Below are 17,760 nucleotides of genomic sequence, written 5' to 3' on the forward strand. Positions count from 1 at the left end.
GGAAAGCAGAGCCGCCCGCAGCAGTGAAGTGCCCATGCGGGCGGCACATGGACACATTCATCATGTCTGGCATCATCAAGGATCTCACGGCTCTCAAGTCACTGCGCGAGCAACTGAAAGCGCAGGAGCAGGCGCGCAAGGAAGCCGAAGCCGAACGCCTGCGGCGGGAGCAGGAAATCCGGCGTGAAGCCGAATTGTTCCGCCGCAGCATAGGCAATGTTGCGCCCCTTCCTCCTTGCGACAAGGCCCCCTTCTCGACGCCCCGCCCTCTGCCGATCCCGCGCCAGCATCTTGCCGACGAACAGGCGGCATTGCAGGAGTCCCTGTCCGATGAATTCAATGTCGACACCCTGCTCGACACCGATGAAGCATTGAGCTTTGCCCGCAACGGCATCGGTCGGGATGTGCTGCGCAAGCTGCGGCGCGGACACTGGGTCATCCAGGGCCAGCTGGACTTGCACGGCATGCGCCGCGATGAAGCACGCGAGGCTTTGGCGGAATTCCTGCGCGCTACCGCGAAGCGCGGCTTGCGCTGCGTGCGCGTCATTCACGGCAAGGGCTTAGGCTCCGTCAACAAGGAACCCGTGTTGAAGAACAAGGTCCGCAGCTGGCTGGTGCAGAAGGAGGAAGTGATCGCCTTCTGCCAGGCCAGGGCCGTGGACGGTGGGGCCGGGGCCCTGATTGTTTTGCTGAAGGCGCAAGGGTAGGAAAAAGCCTGAATCCGAATGGAGCCGGGATGGATGCCTTACCGTGGCTTAAACCGCATCGGCTCCGGTTTCACCGGTGCGGATACGGATCACCTGCTGCACATCCTGCACAAAAATCTTGCCGTCTCCAATCTTCCCGGTACGTGCGGCCTTGATGATGGCATCGACTGCCTGCTCGACCGAACCGTCGTCGATCACCGCTTCGATTTTCACCTTGGGCAGGAAATCGACGACATATTCCGCGCCGCGATAAAGTTCGGTATGGCCCTTCTGCCGCCCGAAGCCCTTGACCTCGGTAACGGTGAGTCCGTTGACACCAATCTCCCCGAGCGCCTCACGAACTTCATCGAGCTTGAAGGGCTTGATGATTGCAGTAACAAGCTTCATGACAATTTCTCCAGTAAATATCGTTCGTCAAACCCCGGCCCTAGGGTTTCGTACAATGCCCTGCGCAGCAAGCCATTCGACCGGCACTGCAGCCTCTTCCTGGGGGCAAAGGCACTGAAATGGAAAGTGAACTGTTAAACGCAGGAAAATTTCATGCTGAATTATCGCACGCGAATTGTTTCTTCTCTATCGGATATTGGACAAGCGGAATGGGATGCGCTGATTGCAGCCCAGCCGGACCGGAATCCCTTCCTGTCGTACGCCTTCCTGCATGCGCTGCATGAATCCGGCTGTGCTTCCACGACCACCGGGTGGACGCCGCAATATCTGACGGTATGGCAGGCCAACCGGCTGGAAGCGGCCCTTCCCCTCTATGCAAAAGACCATTCCTACGGAGAGTATGTATTCGATTGGGCATGGGCCGACGCCTACCGCAGAAACGGCCTCGATTACTATCCCAAGCTTCTGTCCGCCATTCCCTTCACGCCTGTCAGCGGCAGCCGCCTGCTGTCCCGCTCCCCTCAGGCACAGGCGGAATTGATCAAGGCACTCTGCGCCCTGCAGGAAGCCAGCGGCACGTCATCGACTCATATTCTTTATCCGCCCGAAGAACAGGCAGAGGCGCTGGAAAAAGCAGGCTTCATGTTGCGCGCCGGCGTGCAATTTCACTGGATGAATGGCGGTTACCGCGACTTCGACGATTTTCTGGAAACCCTGGAGCAAAAGAAAAGGAAGAATATCAGGCGGGAGCGCCGCATCGTGCAGGAAGCGGGCATTGGCTTTCGCCATGTACGCGGCCAGGAAGCCAGCGCGAAAGACTGGCGCTTCTTCAAGCGCTGCTACGACCGCACCTATGCCGAGCACTATTCGACTCCCTATCTCGACCTGAACTTTTTTCAGCGCATTGGCACCGCGATGCCTGAGAATATCCTGCTGGTGATCGCTGAACGTAAAGGGCATCCGGTAGCATCCTCCCTCCTGATTCATGACAGGCGTGCCCTGTACGGCCGCTACTGGGGTGCCATCGAATTTGTGCCTTGCCTGCATTTTGAAACGGCGTATTACCAGCCGCTCGAATTCTGCATCGCAAACGGAATACAGCGTTTCGAAGGCGGCGCGCAGGGGGAGCACAAGATGGCGCGCGGCTTCCTGCCGCAAAAGACCTGGTCAGCTCATTGGCTGGCACATCCCGCGTTCGCCAATGCGATTGAGCAGTTCCTGCAAAGGGAAACCGGCGGCATCGAAGCCTATATCGATGAATTGAACGAGCGCAGTCCCTTCAAGGCTGGATGACGCTGCTGCATGATGCGCAGCTATGCGCAATAAACAACACGACATGCAGGTTGGAGCAAAAGTGAACAAGAGCTGTGTTTATAATCTCCAGCGACTAAACAGGACCATGAGGAATTTGCCATACGATGACATATCCTGCTGCAGCTCCTGCCAATTCGGACAATTCCTCGATCAGTCGTATCGGCCGCTTCTCCATCACGCGTGAACTGGGCCGCGGTTCGACAGGCCGCGTCTATCTGGGACATGATCCTGTCATTGCGCGCGACGTCGCCATCAAGACTTTCCATCCAGGCCTTTCCGGCCCTGACAGAAAGCCGCACGAGCAGCAGCTCATCAATGAAGCGCGTGCCGCCGGGCGCCTGTCTCATCCCAATATCGTGACAATTTACGATGCCTCGAGCGAAGGCGGAACGACTTACATTGCGATGGAATTGCTGCAGGGCTGCGAACTGCAGAAGATGCTGGATGGCGGAACGCGCTTCAGGCCTGGAGAAGTTGCGGCCATTGCGTGGAAGCTTGCCGATGCGCTCGACCATATGCACCGGAATGCAGTCATCCACCGCGACATCAAGCCGGCCAACATCTTTATGGTCGAAGACAAGCAGCCGAAGCTGATGGATTTCGGAATTGCGCGCAGCCCTAATCGGACCTCCGGCATGTTGGCGCAGGATGACGCGCCCTACACCATCTTCCACAATGATCTGCTGGGCACGCCCAACTACATGTCGCCGGAGCAGGCATCCGGAATTCCGGTGGACGAGCGCACCGACATTTACTCGCTCGGCACCGTAATGTATGAAATGCTGGTCGGGCGCAAGCCCTTCCAGTCGGACGAGACGGACAAACTGCTGCACCAGATCACCCACAAGACACCGCGCACGCCGCACGAGATTGATTCGAGAATTCCGCCAGCGCTTTCGCAAATCGTGATGAAGGCAATGAGCAAGCGCCCCGAAAAGCGTTACTCGGATGCCGCGAGCATGGCACTCGATATCAAGCGCTACATCGCGCACCAGAAGCGGGCGCGCCGCGGAAGGCAGATCCGCAAGGCCACGCTGGAAAAGCGCGGACCGCTTGCCGCGCTCCTGCAGCAGGATATCCTGCACTGGATAGGCTATCTTGGGCTGGCTGGCGCTCTGGCGCTTGCTGCGCTCAGCCTGGTGAGCCGGTGATCATTGACCGCAGTCGGCCGGCTAGCGCGATTGCAGCGCGGCGAGGACTTGCCCCTTCAAGGTCTTGATGAGCGCAGTCTCATCCGGCGGCACGCCTTCCGGTGCAGGCTCGGCACGGTCCGCATAAAACAGGCCGATCGGTTTTTTGTTCAATACCAGCGGCAGTACGATGAAGCTGCGGGCATCGGGCAACAGATCCGTATGCCATGCCGGAAGCAGATTCCTGATCTTCGGAGCACGCGCGTCGGAAATCATCAGGTCCGCATCATTTTCCAGCGCAAGATGAAACAGGTCGCGCGCCGGCGAGCCTGAAAACAAGAATCCCGCCTGGCGTGTGCCGCTTTGTTCGCCCATCGCAATGCGCGCGCGAAACTGACCGGACTGAAGATCTTTCAGGCAGACGGCACCGAAACGAAAGCCCATGCCGCCATAGAGCGTTTCCAGCACCAGCAGCAAGAGATCGTTCAGCTTGCAGCGGCTGGACGCCATCATCTGTGTCACATCCTGCACGCCTGCCAGCAACAGGTCGCGCGCGTTGATCGGCTTGCCGCTCGCATGCCGCGCGCTGCTACCCAGGGCGTCGCCATCGGGTGCACTGAGCAGCAGCTCATCCGGCAATCCTTCCGAATCTGCCGTTTCCTCCAAGAGGCCACCGTCTATATCCGCGCTTTTCCCTTCGGGACCGCACTCTAGTTTCGCGAGGCTGGCCAGCAGGCGGGTTTCCTGCGTCGTCACCGAAAGAAGTTCCTCCAGTTTGGACTGATCGAAGTTCAGGGCCGCACCGAACCGTTCCAGCAATGCCTTGCCCGCGGCTGCATCCCTGTCCGCACCTCCATTGGAAATCAACGCGGCCGCCGCGGCGCAGAAAGCAGTAGCCTGCTGCAGCCATTCCTGCCGGCCTTTGGCGGGTTTCAGGACGCCGGCAGCAGGCGCGGCATGCGCCTTGATGATCGTGTCCGGCATCTTCCATTCCTGCAGTACGGACTCCCCCACCGCCTCCACGCTGCAACCAATCACGTTCACCGCTGCCTGTGCGGGCGTATGGGTACTCGCGTCGACCAGAGATGTTATCCGTGCATAAAGATCCGGTTCATGCGATGCGAGCAGCACACGCCCAATATTCTTGAACAGAGCTGCCACCGACACCTCTTCCGCATCCTTGAAAGGGCTGCGCCGCGCCAGCTCGCGTCCCACGATGCTTGCAGCCAGTGCGCGCATCAGTTCCATACGCACACTTTGCGCATGTTTTCCCGACATGCCGTCCACCAGCAGCATCGCCAGCGCAATGGCTCTGACCGAATCGAATCCCAGCAGAAAAATTGCTTTGGAAATCGTGGCAATCGGCGCACCCGACGCCGTACGGTAACTTACCGTATTGGCCATCCTCAGGATTTTCTGCGTTAGGGCGACATCCGACAAAATGAAATGCGCGAGATCCCCCACAGCCTCATCATCCGAAGACGCCATCTGGATCACCCGGGACACAGAACTGCCCAATGCCGGCAATTCCGTATCGGCCCGGATCTTCTGCATCAGCCTCTCACGTGCAGTGCGCGCATCCTCTTCGTCCAAAACGCCGGGTGAAGCTAGTGGCCGGGTTGCCAGGGTGTCGGGAAAAGCCACTTCTATCTGCTCCGGGCGTTGTGGATTAATTTACGCTGCACGATTGATGCAATTCAGTTGAGGGCTGGCTCGTGCAAGGAATGTTGCGTTCCAAGGAGATTGTCAGTGGCATGCCATGCGCGAGACGCCTGCCTGAATAATGTCGGCAAACCTTTGAAAAACTTTATTCCGGCTGCGGACTTTATTTCATCCCTGGGAGCGCCGGCGGCCCGGGCATGCCGGGATAAAAAAAAGCGCATCCGAAGATGCGCTTTTCGTGCGGGAAGATAAAGGACCAAGCTTACTTGGCGACTGCTTCTTTTTTCTTGAAGGCCTCGACACTGGCCAGGATTTCCGCCCGTGCTTCATCCGGACCATACCATCCCTCAACCTTTACCCATTTGCCTTTTTCCAGATCCTTGTAGTGCTCGAAAAAGTGCTGGATCTGCTGCAGACGCAGATCGTTCAGGTCTTCCGGTTTTTGCCAGTGGGTGTAGATGGGCAGTACCTTATCAACCGGCACCGCCAGCAGTTTCGCATCCTGGCCACCCTCGTCAGACATGCGCAGCAAGCCGATCGGACGGCAGCGCACCACCACACCGGGGATCAAAGGAAAAGGCGTTACGACCAGCACGTCGACCGGATCGCCGTCATCGGAAAGAGTTTGCGGAATATAGCCGTAGTTGCACGGGTAATGCATGGCCGTGCCCATGAAGCGGTCTACGAAAATTGCGCCGGTTTCCTTGTCGACTTCATACTTGATCGGGTCGGCATTCATCGGAATTTCGATGACCACATTGAAATCATTGGGCAGGTCGCGTCCTGCCGGGACATTATTCAAGCTCATGATGCAGCCTCACTGGTGATGGGAATTTGTAAAAAACGGTGGATTATAACGACTTTCAATTTGGCCTTGTGCGCCGCAACAAGAACGTCTGCGGCAGCTCAAGCGTCAGTCGCTGCTGCCTTTTGGCGGGAAGCAACGGAAAACGGGTAGCGGAAACGCGATCGGTCAATTGGCAGAGGTCCGGAGTCATTCAGTCTGTCACAACATCAGGGTCAAGGCGCACTTTCGGTAATGCGCGGCTGCCTGTTCCCGCTGATTCAGCGCTTCATGCAACTGCGCCAGCTTGAGGTGTGCTTCGCGTACCGTAGCCGCCTCCGTAGCGTCTGACAAAGCCTGTTCCAGGTGCCGCTGTGCCTTGCCCCAGAGCTTTTGCCTGAAGCATAGCGTCCCCAGGGTCAACTCCACCTCCGCGTCGCCCGGATGCGCGCGGCACCACTCTTCGCAGCGCTCGATCTGCGCCAGCAACTCCGGTGAGCCTTCGGGGCCGGCGGATTCGCGATAGGCACGCACCAGCCGGTCGTCCCATTCGGTCTCGACCGCCTTTTCCACGATGACTCGTGCCTCGTCATGCAAGCCATTGGCATTGAAGGTGCGCGCCGCCCGCAATGCGACGAAGGGGCGGATACGGTCTTCGGCGGGAATGCTGGTCCAGATGCGCTTGATCGAGTCCGCATCATGCCGGCGCTCCGAAAGCAGATCGTCATACGCGAGTTCACGCAAGCGCCTGGACAGGGCTGGATGGAGAGCCTTGTGCTTGTCCAGCTGGCGCACCAAACGCAATACTTCTGGCCAGTTGCCAGCCCGCTGGTTGGCCTTCAATGCCAGCCGCAAGGCGTGAATGTGACGCGTGCCGGTGCTATTCAATTCCCTCATCGTTTCGAGGGCAGCTTCCGACTGATGATCGTCGACCAGCAACTCCGCAGCGACCAGGAGACGGGCGGAACGCAGTGACGGGTCATCCTGGACCTTGGCAAGCCAGCTATCCCTGCGATCCGGTTGGCGCAGGCGGTGTGCCGCCCGCGCGCCGATCAGCGCCGCCAGGCCGGCGTTTTCCGGGCTTTCGGCAGCGCGCGAGGCTGCCTTTTCCGCATGGCCGAAGCGTCCCTCGAACAAGGCTTTCAAGGCATCGCGCAAGGACCGGTTGCCTTCACGTTCACGTTTTTCCCGCCGATAGGCTGCGACGCGCTGCGGCATCTGGCGCGTGGCCCGGATGGCGCTCAGGATGACGTAGGCCACGATGAAGGCCAGGACAGCCAGCGCCAGAAAAAGATTCAGCGACATGTCCACCCGGTAGGGCGGATAGAACAGCACTACGTTGCCCGGATTGAAGCGGGCGCCGAGGGCCAGGCCGATGGCGGCTGCGAACAGGATGACGATCGAAAGAAAGATGCGCATTGTCCGGAATCCTTATGGCTTCGCCTTGTAATTGCGCACCGCTGTAAGGCTGTCGTCCAGGGTCGGCATTTCGATCGACAGGTTGCCCGACTGCACTTGCTTCAGCAGGGATTGCACGGTCTGTGTCTGTTTCGCATGCGGGTCGAAATATTTGACGATCGCATCCTGCGCCGCGACGATGTCATTGCGGAAGGCCGATTCATTGCGCGACAACAGAGCCAGGCGTGCGCTCAACAGACGCAGCTTGAGATTCTCCCGGACGTAATACGCCTGCGCAGGAGACAGCAGCAAGGCTTCCGGCGTGTCGACATTGCGAACCTGAATCAGCTGCTTGATCTCGGCCCACATTTCGCTGGCCCAGCTGTTCCATTTGTCTTCCAGCCTGGCGGCCCAGTCCGCAGCCGCACTGGCTTTCGCTGCGGCTACTGTCTGGTCTGGGTCAAGCTTCGGCTGGCGCCGCGAGTTTTTCGGAGGCGTTGGTGCCACGGCCGGCTTTTCATCGGACAGCAGCGGCATCTGGTCGATCAGAGTGATCGCACTGTCGAGCCGCAGCGCCATGCCGGGCAGATCGACTGTCGGCAGCGCTTTCAGCCTTTCGATATCCCGGGCAATCGCCCGGCGAATCCCGATGAACTGCGGCTTGTCCGAATGGGACAGGCGGCTGTCGGCATTCTGCAGGGCGATCAGTGCGCCTTGCACATTCCCGGCGAGCTGCAACTGCTGGCTGGCAGTGGACAGCACCTGCTCGATTTCCGCCAGCGCCCAGTCATCGCGGTTCTTGGACAAGTCCTGATACAGCTGCTCCAGCGCGAGCTGCTGGCTCTGCGCTTCGGCCTGCTTGCTCTCCAGGACATTCACCTTGGCCTGCAACTCCTTGGTGGCTTCCTGCACCGACTTGGTCAGGATCTTCGTTTCGGTATTGACGGCATCGCCGGCCGACAGGCGCCGCGCCAGTTCCTGCCGCAGGCCGCGGATTTCCTTGTGCGTGTTCCACCACAGGCCGGCAAGCAAGAGCGTCAGCACGCCGAGCGCGACATAAATCCACTTGGCCGCGGATACCGCGCGGCGCCCCTTTTCATTCATCTGGAAGTTGCCGGGTGAAGCGCCCTCCTGCAGAGGAGGATCTGTTGTACCGGCGGCCTGCTGTGATTGGGAAGCGATTGGCATTTCGTTCATATGTGGGATTGTAACGCGGCAAGCAGCTGTTCGTCGCCTGAACCGGTCAAGGTGATATGTTGAAAACCGAGAATACGCGCCGTTTCTTCGATGCGGATGTGGGGCACGATGAGATGCTGTTCTTGCAATTTCCGAATGAGGTCATCCTGGCCGATCTGCCCGGACAACTGAATAAGGTTCCGCAATGCTTCCGAACTGGTAATGATCCAGTCGCAGGACCCATCGATCAGTTGCTTCAGCAGTGCCGTTTTTTCCTCATTGAGTTCCGGCGCAGCCCGCCGGTAGGCAGCCACCTTCCGGACTTCCACGCCGGAGTCCTGCAATGCGTCGGCCAGCAATTCGCGTCCGGATTCGCCGCGGATGATCAAGACGCGCTTGCCACGCAAGGCTTCCACATCCAAGGCCTGCAACAGTCCCTGCGAATCACTGCGCCGGGGATCAGCCGGGCTGATGATCCTGGCATGCTCCACAGTCACGCCGTGCCGGGCCAGCGCCGCCTTGCTGCCCTCGCCCACCACTGCAATCGCAGCGTCCTGCGGCCAGTCCTTGATCCAGGCGAATGCGGCATCGATCGCGTTCGGGCTCACAAATGCGACCATTGCATAGTCATGCAAATCCGCAAGCGCTTCCTGCAGCGGCCGGGAATCCGGCAAGGGAAGAATGTCCAGCAGCGGGAAAACCACGGGTACGCGCCCGACATCCCGCACCCGCTGGGCGAGCGGCACGGCCTGTGCAAGCGGTCGTGTGATCACGACAGGATGGGAAGCATTCTTCATCATTGGGCAAGGCAGTTGCGCATGGGTTGCGGGCTGGATCGGCTGGTCTTTTGCTGAAGGCCCAGACTATCAGGCATCCATGGCCTTGCACGCCTCCAGGATTGCATGCGCGCCCTGCTGCTCCAGGTTCTTTGCAATTTCCCGGCCCAGCACTTCCGGTGCGTTGGCCGGGCCGGACGCTTCGGCGCTGGCAATGCGCCGGCCATCAGGCGTGGCGATCATGGCACGCAGTCGCATCTTTTCGCCTTCCACCATGCCGAAAGCTGCGAGTGGAATCTGGCAGCTTCCGCCGAAGGTCCTGGATACGGTGCGCTCCGCGCTGACTGCGAGCGCCGTCGGCTGATGGTTGAGCGGCACGAGAAGGCGCCGCAAGTCTTCGCGGCCGGCGGGAATTTCTATCGCCATCGCCCCCTGGCCAGGCGCAGGCAGGCTTTGCTCCGGGTCCAGCAGGCCGCGGATGCGCTGCTCCAGTCCCAGGCGCTTCAAGCCTGCGGCAGCCAGGATGATCGCGGCATATTCGCCCCGGTCCAGTTTCGCCAGGCGCGTGTCGAGATTGCCCCGCAACGGCCGGATGACAAGGTGCGGATAACGGGCGGAGATCAGCGCCTGGCGACGCAGGCTGCTGGTGCCGACGACGGCGCCGTCGGGCAAGGCATCCAGCGAAGCGTAGTCGTTGGAAACGAAGGCATCGCGCGGATCTTCGCGCTCCAGCACCGCTCCCAATGCGAAGCCCTCGGGCAATTCCATCGGCACGTCCTTCAGGCTGTGCACTGCCAGGTCCGCGCGCCCTTCGGCCATGGCCACTTCGAGTTCCTTGACAAACAAGCCCTTGCCGCCGACTTTGGACAATGTGCGATCGAGGATCTGGTCGCCTCGTGTCGTCATCCCGAGAATGTCGACGGAGCACTGCGGATACAACGCGGAGAGCCTGCTGCGAACATGCTCGGCTTGCCACATCGCAAGGCGGCTTTCACGAGACGCGATGATGATTTTCGAGGGAGGTAATGCGTTCAAAACGGGTTCTTTCGAAAAGCGCGGGCGCGGTTGCGCCACTTCAATCGGAAGCGCAGATTTTATCATGCGCATGCAAGCCTTCTTACCGCACCAGCGCCTTCACAACCGGCCATTGCCGTCTTGAAATGGGGAGCTTTTCATCCACATCGCGCAGGATTACCTGCCAGGATTCCTGCACCTTGTCGCCATCGGCGTCAATGACCTGCGCGCCGCGCTCGACACCGATGATCGCACTGCGCGCAACCAGGGCATTGCGATGCACCCGCACGAATGTCGAAGCAAATTCTTCCTCTATCGAAGTCAGCGACTCTTCGATCAAGTGCTCCTGCGCCCTGGTACGCAGGGTCACGTATTTCAGCTCGGCCTTGAGATACAGAACCTCTGCAACCGGCACCAGCAGCACCCGGTCGCGCTCCTGCACGGAGAAATGCTGGCGCCTTGCCTGCATGGAAGCGGCCACGGCGCTCACGGCATCCTTCTGCGAGATGGTCTGCGCGCGCAATTCGGACGCGCGCCGGATTGCATCGGCAAGGCGCGCGGCGCGTACCGGCTTGAGCAGATAATCCAGCGCATGCACCTCGAACGCTTTCAGCGCGAATTCATCATAGGCCGTGACGAAAATCACCGCTGGTGCGGTGACTGGATTGCGCGTCAGATGGGAGGCGAGCTCGATGCCGTTCATGCCCGGCATCTGCACATCCAGCAGGACGATGTCGGCTTGCGCGTTCGCGATCAGCCCCAATGCGCCGAGCGCATTGGCGGTCTCGCCTGCAAGTTCATGCGGGCACTCCTGCGCAATGTCTGCGAGCAGGGTTTTCAGGCGGCTGCGCGCAGGTGCTTCATCATCCACGATAAAAATTCTTGGCTTCATCCGGGGCTCTTCATGTAGGGAAAACGCAGGCGCACTTCAAAAACTCCGCGCCCAACCGTCGTGGTCAGCTGTGCCTCCACGTCGTAAAGCAAAGCGAGGCGCTCGCGAATGTTGTTCAAGGCCATGTGATTGCCGGATGCCGCCACGGACTTGCCCTGATACGGATTGACGACGACCACTTCGATACGGTCGATCGAGCGGCTGACATGCACCTGCACTTCGACTGGACCGCTTGCCGGCTCGACGCCGTAATGCACGGCATTTTCCAGCAAAGGCTGCAAAAGCAAAACCGGGATTTGCGCTTTGCGCAACACTTCGTCACTGATGCCTTCCATTTCCCATCGTGGCTGCAGGCGCTCGCCGAGGCGGATCTTTTCAATTGACAGGTATTGGTGACAGAGCTCGATTTCCCTTGCCATGGTCGTCATGCTGTGCGGATCGCTCATCAGGACCCGGAACAAGTCCGCAAGGTCTTCCAGCGCGGCTTCGGCGCGTTTGGGTTCGGTCCGGATTAACGACAGGACCGCATTCAAGCTGTTGAAAAGAAAGTGCGGCCGGATGCGCGCCTGCAGCGCCTGCAGCCGTGCTTCAACCAGAACGGGGGAAAACGCGCGCGTGCGCAATTCGAAGTAATGCTGAAACAGGATGCCGAGCAGCGCTGCGGTAAGAATGCCCTTCACTGCGGTGAAATGCTCGAAACTGCTCAGGAACCAGTCGAAGGATGTCAAAAAACTCATGATGACGCCGGTCACCAGCGCCGGCACGAGCACGCACAGCAGTCGCTGCATGGGCGGGGTTACGCCATGCATCAGCCCGGCATGCGTCAGCACGCGCCGCACGCCGCACAAGGCAAACAGCGACCACAGGCATGCCAGTTCCACCAGCATGGAAGCTTCGACGAATTCCGTCAGCCCCTGCTCCACGCTGTTGGTCTGCAACAGGATGCCGGTCAGGACAGCGGCATTCACCGCCAGCAGCGCCCGGAATACCACGCCGATATTGCAGCAGTCGGGAATCACGACTTCCATGGGTGCGGCGGCTGGCGTTGCTGTTGGCGGCATAGAATGAACGTATCGGGGGAAGCCCGCAGGACAAGCTGGTGTTTTATAATCGCGTATTCAACGCGGAACCCGAATTATGACAGCACAACTCTCCAAAAAAAGCGAGGCCTGGTCGGCGCGCTTCTCCGAACCTGTATCCGATTTGGTAAAGCGCTACACGGCATCGGTTCTCTTCGACAAGCGCCTTGCGGCAGCCGATATCGAAGGCTCGCTTGCCCACGCCGAAATGCTGGCGCACCAGGGCATCATCAGTGCGCAGGATTATGCGGACATCCAGCGCGGCATGGCGCAAATCCAGTCCGAAATCGCAGCCGGGAAGTTCGAGTGGCTGCTCGACCTGGAAGACGTGCACCTGAACATCGAAAAGCGGCTGACCGAGCTGGTCGGTGATGCCGGCAAGCGTCTGCATACCGGCCGCTCGCGCAACGATCAGGTCGCGACCGACATCCGGCTGTACATGCGTTCCGCGATCGACGATATCCTCGGCCTGCTGCGCGACCTGCGCCTGGCCCTGCTGGACCTGGCCGAACAGCATGCCGACACCATCCTGCCCGGCTTCACCCACATGCAGGTTGCACAGCCGATCACCTTCGGCCATCACATGCTCGCCTATGTGGAAATGTTCAACCGGGACGCCGAGCGCATGGCCGATTGCCGCCGGCGTGTCAACCGCCTGCCGCTCGGCGCAGCCGCGCTGGCCGGCACCACCTTTCCGATCGACCGCGAGCGCGTCGCCAAGACGCTCGGCTTCGAAGACGTCTGCCGCAATTCACTCGATGCGGTATCGGACCGCGATTTCGCCATCGAATTCTGCGCCGCTGCAGCCCTGGTCATGACGCATATCTCGCGGATGTCGGAAGAACTGGTGATCTGGATGAGCCCGCGCGTCGGCTTCATCGACATCGCCGATCGCTTCTGCACCGGCTCGTCCATCATGCCGCAGAAGAAGAATCCCGACGTGCCGGAACTCGCGCGCGGCAAAACCGGGCGGGTCAATGGTCATCTGATCGGCCTGCTGACGCTGATGAAGGGACAGCCGCTGGCCTACAACAAGGACAACCAGGAAGACAAGGAACCGCTGTTCGACACCGTCGACACCGTCACCGACACGCTGCGCATTTTTGCCGACATGGCAGGCGGCATCACCGTCAAGCCCGAAGCGATGCGCGCGGCTGCATTGCAGGGCTATGCAACGGCAACCGACCTTGCCGACTACCTGGTGAAGAAAGGCCTGCCTTTCCGCGACGCGCATGAAGCGGTTGCCCTGGCAGTCCGTACCTGCGTCGACCGGGGTTGCGATTTGAGCGACCTGCCGCTGGAAGAGCTGCGCAAGTTTTCATCACTGATCGATGCCGATGTCTTCCAGGTACTGACTCTGGAAGGATCGGTCGCCGCCCGCAATCACATTGGCGGCACGGCGCCCGCACAAGTCCGGGCTGCCATTGCGCATGCGCGCGCGCAGCTGAGCTGACTCTTCCGCCATCACGCAAGGGGGCCGGATCTTCGTCGCTCCGGCCCCCTTGCCTTGCGCGCCTGACGCTATGCGTTGCCACGTCGGCCGGCGTTGTCTGAATTGCGTGGCCCGCGCCTACGCTTTCGGGCAACTACCACGGAGAGGCCACTCCACCCTACGTACTTTCACGTATACAGCAGAGGGGAAAACCGCCGAATATCAAATCAGACAGCCTTTTTCGTGCAGCCACGCAAAAAACAGGCGCCCCGCGGGAGTAAAGTACTTGCTATCGAATTGAAATGGCATATACTCCCCAGCCAAAAAGTTTCCCTATTGAAAATTAAATGCGATCCCATTCCTTTAAGGATCAGAGGATTTTTGTTACTGGAGACTAACCATGTCGTTTTTACTGTCAATATCGAAGCTCATTGACACGATCAATGAAAAGATAGGAAGCCTCGTCAGCTGGGCCCTTCTGATTTCGGTCCTCATCTGCAGCGGCAACGCCTTCGTCCGCTACCTTTTCAACACCAGTTCCAACGCCTGGCTGGAAGTCCAGTGGTACCTGTTTTCCGCGATCTTCCTGCTGGCTTCGGCCTACACGCTGAAACGGAACGAACATGTGCGCATCGACGTGGTCGCGGGCCGGCTGTCGAAACGCACCCAGGTCTGGATCGACCTGCTTGGCTTCCTGTTCTTCCTCCTGCCCATGTCCCTGATCATCCTGTACTACGCGATCCCCTATGCCTGGATCTCGATCCAGAGTCAGGAAATCTCGAGCAATGCGGGCGGCCTGATCGTCTGGCCTGCAAAAATCCTGATCCCGATCGGCTTTTTGCTGCTGACCTTGCAAGGCGTCTCTGAATTGATCAAGCGCATCGGCTACCTCCAGGGCAAGGTGGATGCAAGCGCGTTTGAAAAGCAGGCCGCTACGCCGGAAGAAGAAATCGAGGCGATCAAAGCCGCAAACAAAATCAACTGAGCGCCCGGAGACGAAACAATGGAGCAATTTCTGATTGCAAATATGGCGCCGATCATGTTTGGCGCACTGGTGATATTCCTGCTGTCCGGTTTCCCGGTGGCCTTTTCGCTGGCCGCCAACGGTCTGTTCTTCGGTTTGGTAGGCATCGAACTTGGGCTGTTGACGCCTGAACTGCTGCAAGCCCTGCCGAACCGGATCTTCGGCATCATGGCCAACGATACCCTGCTCGCGATTCCATTCTTTACCTTCATGGGATTGATCCTGGAGCGTTCCGGCATGGCCGAAGACCTGCTCGACACCATCGGCCAGCTGTTCGGCCCTGTTCGGGGCGGCGTGGCTTATGCGGTGATTTTCGTGGGCGCCCTGCTGGCCGCAACCACCGGCGTGGTCGCGGCTTCCGTGATTTCGATGGGGCTGATCTCGCTGCCGGTGATGCTGCGCTATGGCTATGACAAGAGACTGGCGTCCGGCGTCATTGCTGCCTCCGGCACCCTGGCCCAGATCATCCCGCCGTCGCTGGTCCTGATCGTGATGGCCGACCAGCTCGGCCGCTCGGTAGGCGACATGTACAAGGCCGCATTCGTGCCGGGCCTGCTGCTGACGGCGATGTATGCCGGCTACGTGCTCTCCCTCTCGATCTTCAAGCCCAATGCCGTGCCGGCCCTGCCCCTGGAAGCGCGCAACCTGCGCGAGCCGAATGGCAGGAGCGGCGTGCTATCCCTGCTGGTGCTCGTAGTACTGGCCGTCGTAGGCTCCTACGCCTTCGCCTCTTACTACGGCTCCACCCACCCCAATGCGCCCGGCGACGAGGTCGGCATTTATTCGGCCGGCGTCGGCATTGTCGGAGCCTTCATCCTTGCCGTCATCAACCGGCAGTTGAAGCTGGGCCTGCTTTCGCGCATGGCGGAAAAAGTGGTGTTCGTCATGATCCCGCCGCTCGCGCTGATCTTCCTGGTCCTGGGCACGATTTTCGTCGGTATCGCCACACCGACCGAAGGCGGCGGCATGGGTGCATTGGGCGCCCTGATCCTCGCGCTGATGAATCGACGCCTCTCATGGTCATTGATGAAGCAGGCCATGGATTCAACCACTCGCCTGTCCTGTTTCGTCGTCTTCATCCTGATCGGGTCGAGCGTGTTCAGCCTGGTATTCCGCGGCGTCAACGGCGACCTGTGGGTCGAGCACCTGCTGACCTCTCTGCCCGGCGGCAGCACCGGCTTCCTGATCGTGGTCAACCTCCTGTTCTTCGGACTGGCCTTCTTCCTCGACTTCTTCGAACTGGCCTTCATCCTGGTACCGCTCGTCGGCCCCGTCGCCGAGAAGCTCGGAATCGACCTGATCTGGTTCGGCGTGCTGCTCGGCGTGAACATGCAAACCTCCTTCATGCACCCGCCCTTTGGCTTCGCGCTATTCTATCTGCGCTCGGTGGCGCCGAAAGAAGTGAAGACGTCGGACATCTACTGGGGCGCAGTACCCTTCGTACTGATCCAGGTCATCATGGTGGCGCTGATCATCAGCTTCCCCAGCATCGTCTCGGTCGGCAAGAAGACTGACATGAAAGAGCAGCTCGAACTCCGGATCGATGCACCTTCGATGAACCCGGGCTACAACTATTCGGCGCCCAATTTCTCTACCGAGCCGGACACGAAAAATGAGGGCGCGCCGGAAGATGGCGCACCACAGCTGAACTTTTCCACGGACGCAGACAAGAAGTAATCCTGTTCCAGCGAATCAAGCCCCCGCAAGGTGATTCTTGCGGGGTTTTTTGTTTTCAGGGAATTCGTCCATTGGCTCTGCCAGGCACAATAAAAAACCCGCAGGGCTTCCGCGCTGCGGGTTGACGCAAGAGTCTGTCGGCTTACTTGCGATTGATCATGAAGTTCTGCATCGGCGCTTCGGCTACCGAGAACCACTGGTTCTGGTCCCGCTGGAAACGCTTGTACGGTTCGTAGATCTTCTTGAACTTCGCATTCTTGGAGGCTTCTTCTTCCATGGTGGTGACAGCCGCCTTGTAGCAGGCTTCCATGATCTCCCGAGAGAAGAAGCGCAGTTTCGCACCGTTCTTGATCAGGCGCGCCAGGGCTGCCGGATTCTTAGAGTCGTATTCGGCCTGCATGGTGACGTGGGCATCATAGGCTGCGGCTTCGACCGCGTACTGGTATTCCTTCGGCAGTTTTTCCCATTCCTTGATGCCAACATAGAAGGACAACTGCGCACCGGATTCCCACCAGCCCGGCGCGTAGTAGTACGGCGCAACCTTGTAAAAGCCGAGCTTCTCATCGTCATAAGGCGTAGTCCACTCGACCGCATCCAGCGTGCCTTTTTCCAGCGCCGGGTAGATATCCGCGCCCGCCAGTTGCTGAGGCACGAGGCCGAGAGGTGCCATGACCTTGCCGGCGAAGGCGCTGATGCGCATCTTCAAGCCCTTGATATCGTTCAGCGTCTTGATCTCCTTGCGGAACCAGCCGCCCATCTGTGCGCCGGTATTCCCGCCGAGGAAATTGACGATGCCGTAGTCCTTGTAGAACTCGCGCAGCAGCGCCTTGCCGCCGCCCTGCTCGAACCACGCGGTCTGCTGGCGCGAGCTCATGCCGAAGGGGACGGCGCAGTCGAATGCGAAGGTCGGATCTTTGCCGAAATAGTAGTAAGGCGCGGTATGGCCCATTTCCACCGTCCCTGCCTGAACCGCGTCCACTACCTGGAGCGCCGGAACGATTTCACCGCCGGCAAATACGCGGATATTGAATTTGCCGCCGGTCAGCTGCGACACGCGCCTGCTGAACACTTCTGCGGTGCCATAGAGCGTGTCGAGCGATTTCGGGAAGCTCGAGGCGAGGCGCCAGTTGATGGTGGGCTGGGTTTGTGCCAGCGCCGGTGCGGCAACCGCGCCTGCAGCTGCGCCGGCAGCTGCCTTTTTCAGAAAGGAACGACGTTCCATTTTTTCTCCTGCAGGATTAAACAACATTCAATATGTGCCAGATAAAAAAACCCGCGGAGCCTGCGCACTGCGGGTTGATCGAGCAA

16 protein-coding genes are annotated in these 17,760 nt (G+C 59.6%); 6 read left to right on the top strand and 10 right to left on the bottom strand.

The genetic code is table 11. The annotated features are described in order from the left end of the window. Positions 1–47 precede the first annotated feature (47 nt). Positions 48–707 (top strand): Smr/MutS family protein, encoded by a 660-nt coding sequence (locus tag HGHM_RS10360; RefSeq protein WP_019141457.1) that lies wholly within the window; start codon positions 48–50, stop codon positions 705–707. A gap of 48 nt (positions 708–755) precedes the next feature. Here the strand turns inward: HGHM_RS10360 and HGHM_RS10365 are convergent, their stop codons facing one another. Next, on the bottom strand, positions 756–1,094 hold the full coding sequence (locus HGHM_RS10365) for a P-II family nitrogen regulator (protein ID WP_019141458.1): 339 nt from the start codon (positions 1,092–1,094) through the stop codon (positions 756–758). Between the two features lie 153 nt (positions 1,095–1,247). Between HGHM_RS10365 and HGHM_RS10370 the strand changes: the two genes are divergently transcribed. Together HGHM_RS10370 and HGHM_RS10375 are read left to right on the top strand one after the other, a co-directional pair. Next, positions 1,248–2,387 carry a GNAT family N-acetyltransferase gene (locus tag HGHM_RS10370; protein ID WP_019141459.1) on the top strand — a complete coding sequence of 380 codons (1,140 nt, stop codon included), beginning with the start codon at positions 1,248–1,250 and terminating at the stop codon, positions 2,385–2,387. Positions 2,388–2,512: 125 nt separating this feature from the next. Beyond that, a complete protein-coding gene (locus HGHM_RS10375; RefSeq protein WP_019141460.1) occupies positions 2,513–3,559 on the top strand; it encodes a serine/threonine protein kinase in 1,047 nt (348 codons plus the stop codon). Positions 3,560–3,580: 21 nt separating this feature from the next. Here HGHM_RS10375 and HGHM_RS10380 read toward each other — a convergent pair whose 3' ends face one another. From HGHM_RS10380 to HGHM_RS10415, 8 genes are all read right to left on the bottom strand, one after another. Beyond that, positions 3,581–5,182 (bottom strand): HDOD domain-containing protein, encoded by a 1,602-nt coding sequence (locus HGHM_RS10380; RefSeq protein WP_245549200.1) that lies wholly within the window; start codon positions 5,180–5,182, stop codon positions 3,581–3,583. A gap of 280 nt (positions 5,183–5,462) precedes the next feature. Beyond that, complete coding sequence (gene ppa, locus HGHM_RS10385; RefSeq protein WP_019141462.1) at positions 5,463–6,008, bottom strand: inorganic diphosphatase; 546 nt, start codon at positions 6,006–6,008, stop codon at positions 5,463–5,465. Between the two features lie 198 nt (positions 6,009–6,206). Beyond that, positions 6,207–7,403 carry a heme biosynthesis protein HemY gene (locus tag HGHM_RS10390; RefSeq protein ID WP_019141463.1) on the bottom strand — a complete coding sequence of 399 codons (1,197 nt, stop codon included), beginning with the start codon at positions 7,401–7,403 and terminating at the stop codon, positions 6,207–6,209. A gap of 12 nt (positions 7,404–7,415) precedes the next feature. Then, positions 7,416–8,579 carry a uroporphyrinogen-III C-methyltransferase gene (locus HGHM_RS10395; protein WP_019141464.1) on the bottom strand — a complete coding sequence of 388 codons (1,164 nt, stop codon included), beginning with the start codon at positions 8,577–8,579 and terminating at the stop codon, positions 7,416–7,418. Beyond that, complete coding sequence (locus HGHM_RS10400) at positions 8,576–9,358, bottom strand: uroporphyrinogen-III synthase (protein WP_019141465.1); 783 nt, start codon at positions 9,356–9,358, stop codon at positions 8,576–8,578. The genes HGHM_RS10395 and HGHM_RS10400 overlap by 4 nt, the downstream gene beginning before the upstream one ends. 66 nt (positions 9,359–9,424) lie before the next feature. Then, positions 9,425–10,369 (bottom strand): hydroxymethylbilane synthase, encoded by a 945-nt coding sequence (gene hemC / locus HGHM_RS10405; protein WP_026075907.1) that lies wholly within the window; start codon positions 10,367–10,369, stop codon positions 9,425–9,427. An 82-nt stretch (positions 10,370–10,451) separates the two neighbouring features. Beyond that, positions 10,452–11,240 (bottom strand): LytR/AlgR family response regulator transcription factor, encoded by a 789-nt coding sequence (locus HGHM_RS10410; protein ID WP_019141467.1) that lies wholly within the window; start codon positions 11,238–11,240, stop codon positions 10,452–10,454. Next, positions 11,237–12,268, bottom strand: a complete 1,032-nt coding sequence (locus HGHM_RS10415; protein ID WP_019141468.1) for a sensor histidine kinase — start codon at positions 12,266–12,268, stop codon at positions 11,237–11,239. The genes HGHM_RS10410 and HGHM_RS10415 overlap by 4 nt, the downstream gene beginning before the upstream one ends. Positions 12,269–12,377: 109 nt before the next feature. On the opposite strand from HGHM_RS10415, the gene argH reads away from it, so the two are divergent. The 3 genes from argH to HGHM_RS10430 all read left to right on the top strand — a co-directional run bounded on the left by argH (position 12,378) and on the right by HGHM_RS10430 (position 16,452). Continuing rightward, positions 12,378–13,772 carry an argininosuccinate lyase gene (gene argH, locus HGHM_RS10420; RefSeq protein WP_019141469.1) on the top strand — a complete coding sequence of 465 codons (1,395 nt, stop codon included), beginning with the start codon at positions 12,378–12,380 and terminating at the stop codon, positions 13,770–13,772. A 379-nt stretch (positions 13,773–14,151) separates the two neighbouring features. Beyond that, entirely contained in the window at positions 14,152–14,736 is a 585-nt protein-coding gene (locus HGHM_RS10425; RefSeq protein ID WP_019141470.1) for a TRAP transporter small permease subunit, read from the top strand. An 18-nt stretch (positions 14,737–14,754) separates the two neighbouring features. Next, entirely contained in the window at positions 14,755–16,452 is a 1,698-nt protein-coding gene (locus HGHM_RS10430) for a TRAP transporter large permease (RefSeq protein ID WP_019141471.1), read from the top strand. 142 nt (positions 16,453–16,594) lie between these two features. On the opposite strand, the gene HGHM_RS10435 is transcribed toward HGHM_RS10430, so the two are convergent. Next, the gene (locus HGHM_RS10435; RefSeq protein WP_019141472.1) at positions 16,595–17,674 is read right to left on the bottom strand and encodes a TRAP transporter substrate-binding protein; all 1,080 of its coding nucleotides are present in this window, start codon (positions 17,672–17,674) and stop codon (positions 16,595–16,597) included. Positions 17,675–17,760: the final 86 nt, after the last annotated feature.

Source organism: Noviherbaspirillum massiliense JC206, from assembly GCF_000312045.1.
GTDB lineage: Bacteria > Pseudomonadota > Gammaproteobacteria > Burkholderiales > Burkholderiaceae_D > Noviherbaspirillum > Noviherbaspirillum massiliense.

Bases quoted from the DNA above. Each gene is read 5' to 3' on its own strand.
- HGHM_RS10425 (WP_019141470.1), top strand. From the start codon at position 14,152: ATGTCGTTTTTACTGTCAATATCGAAGCTCATTGACACGATCAATGAA.
- argH (WP_019141469.1), top strand. From the start codon at position 12,378: ATGACAGCACAACTCTCCAAAAAAAGCGAGGCCTGGTCGGCGCGCTTC.
- HGHM_RS10375 (WP_019141460.1), top strand. From the start codon at position 2,513: ATGACATATCCTGCTGCAGCTCCTGCCAATTCGGACAATTCCTCGATC.
- HGHM_RS10370 (WP_019141459.1), top strand. From the start codon at position 1,248: ATGCTGAATTATCGCACGCGAATTGTTTCTTCTCTATCGGATATTGGA.
- HGHM_RS10360 (WP_019141457.1), top strand. From the start codon at position 48: ATGGACACATTCATCATGTCTGGCATCATCAAGGATCTCACGGCTCTC.
- ppa (WP_019141462.1), bottom strand. From the start codon at position 6,008: ATGAGCTTGAATAATGTCCCGGCAGGACGCGACCTGCCCAATGATTTC.
- HGHM_RS10415 (WP_019141468.1), bottom strand. From the start codon at position 12,268: ATGGAAGTCGTGATTCCCGACTGCTGCAATATCGGCGTGGTATTCCGG.
- HGHM_RS10365 (WP_019141458.1), bottom strand. From the start codon at position 1,094: ATGAAGCTTGTTACTGCAATCATCAAGCCCTTCAAGCTCGATGAAGTT.
- HGHM_RS10410 (WP_019141467.1), bottom strand. From the start codon at position 11,240: ATGAAGCCAAGAATTTTTATCGTGGATGATGAAGCACCTGCGCGCAGC.
- HGHM_RS10390 (WP_019141463.1), bottom strand. From the start codon at position 7,403: ATGCGCATCTTTCTTTCGATCGTCATCCTGTTCGCAGCCGCCATCGGC.
- HGHM_RS10395 (WP_019141464.1), bottom strand. From the start codon at position 8,579: ATGAACGAAATGCCAATCGCTTCCCAATCACAGCAGGCCGCCGGTACA.
- HGHM_RS10430 (WP_019141471.1), top strand. From the start codon at position 14,755: ATGGAGCAATTTCTGATTGCAAATATGGCGCCGATCATGTTTGGCGCA.
- HGHM_RS10435 (WP_019141472.1), bottom strand. From the start codon at position 17,674: ATGGAACGTCGTTCCTTTCTGAAAAAGGCAGCTGCCGGCGCAGCTGCA.
- HGHM_RS10400 (WP_019141465.1), bottom strand. From the start codon at position 9,358: ATGATGAAGAATGCTTCCCATCCTGTCGTGATCACACGACCGCTTGCA.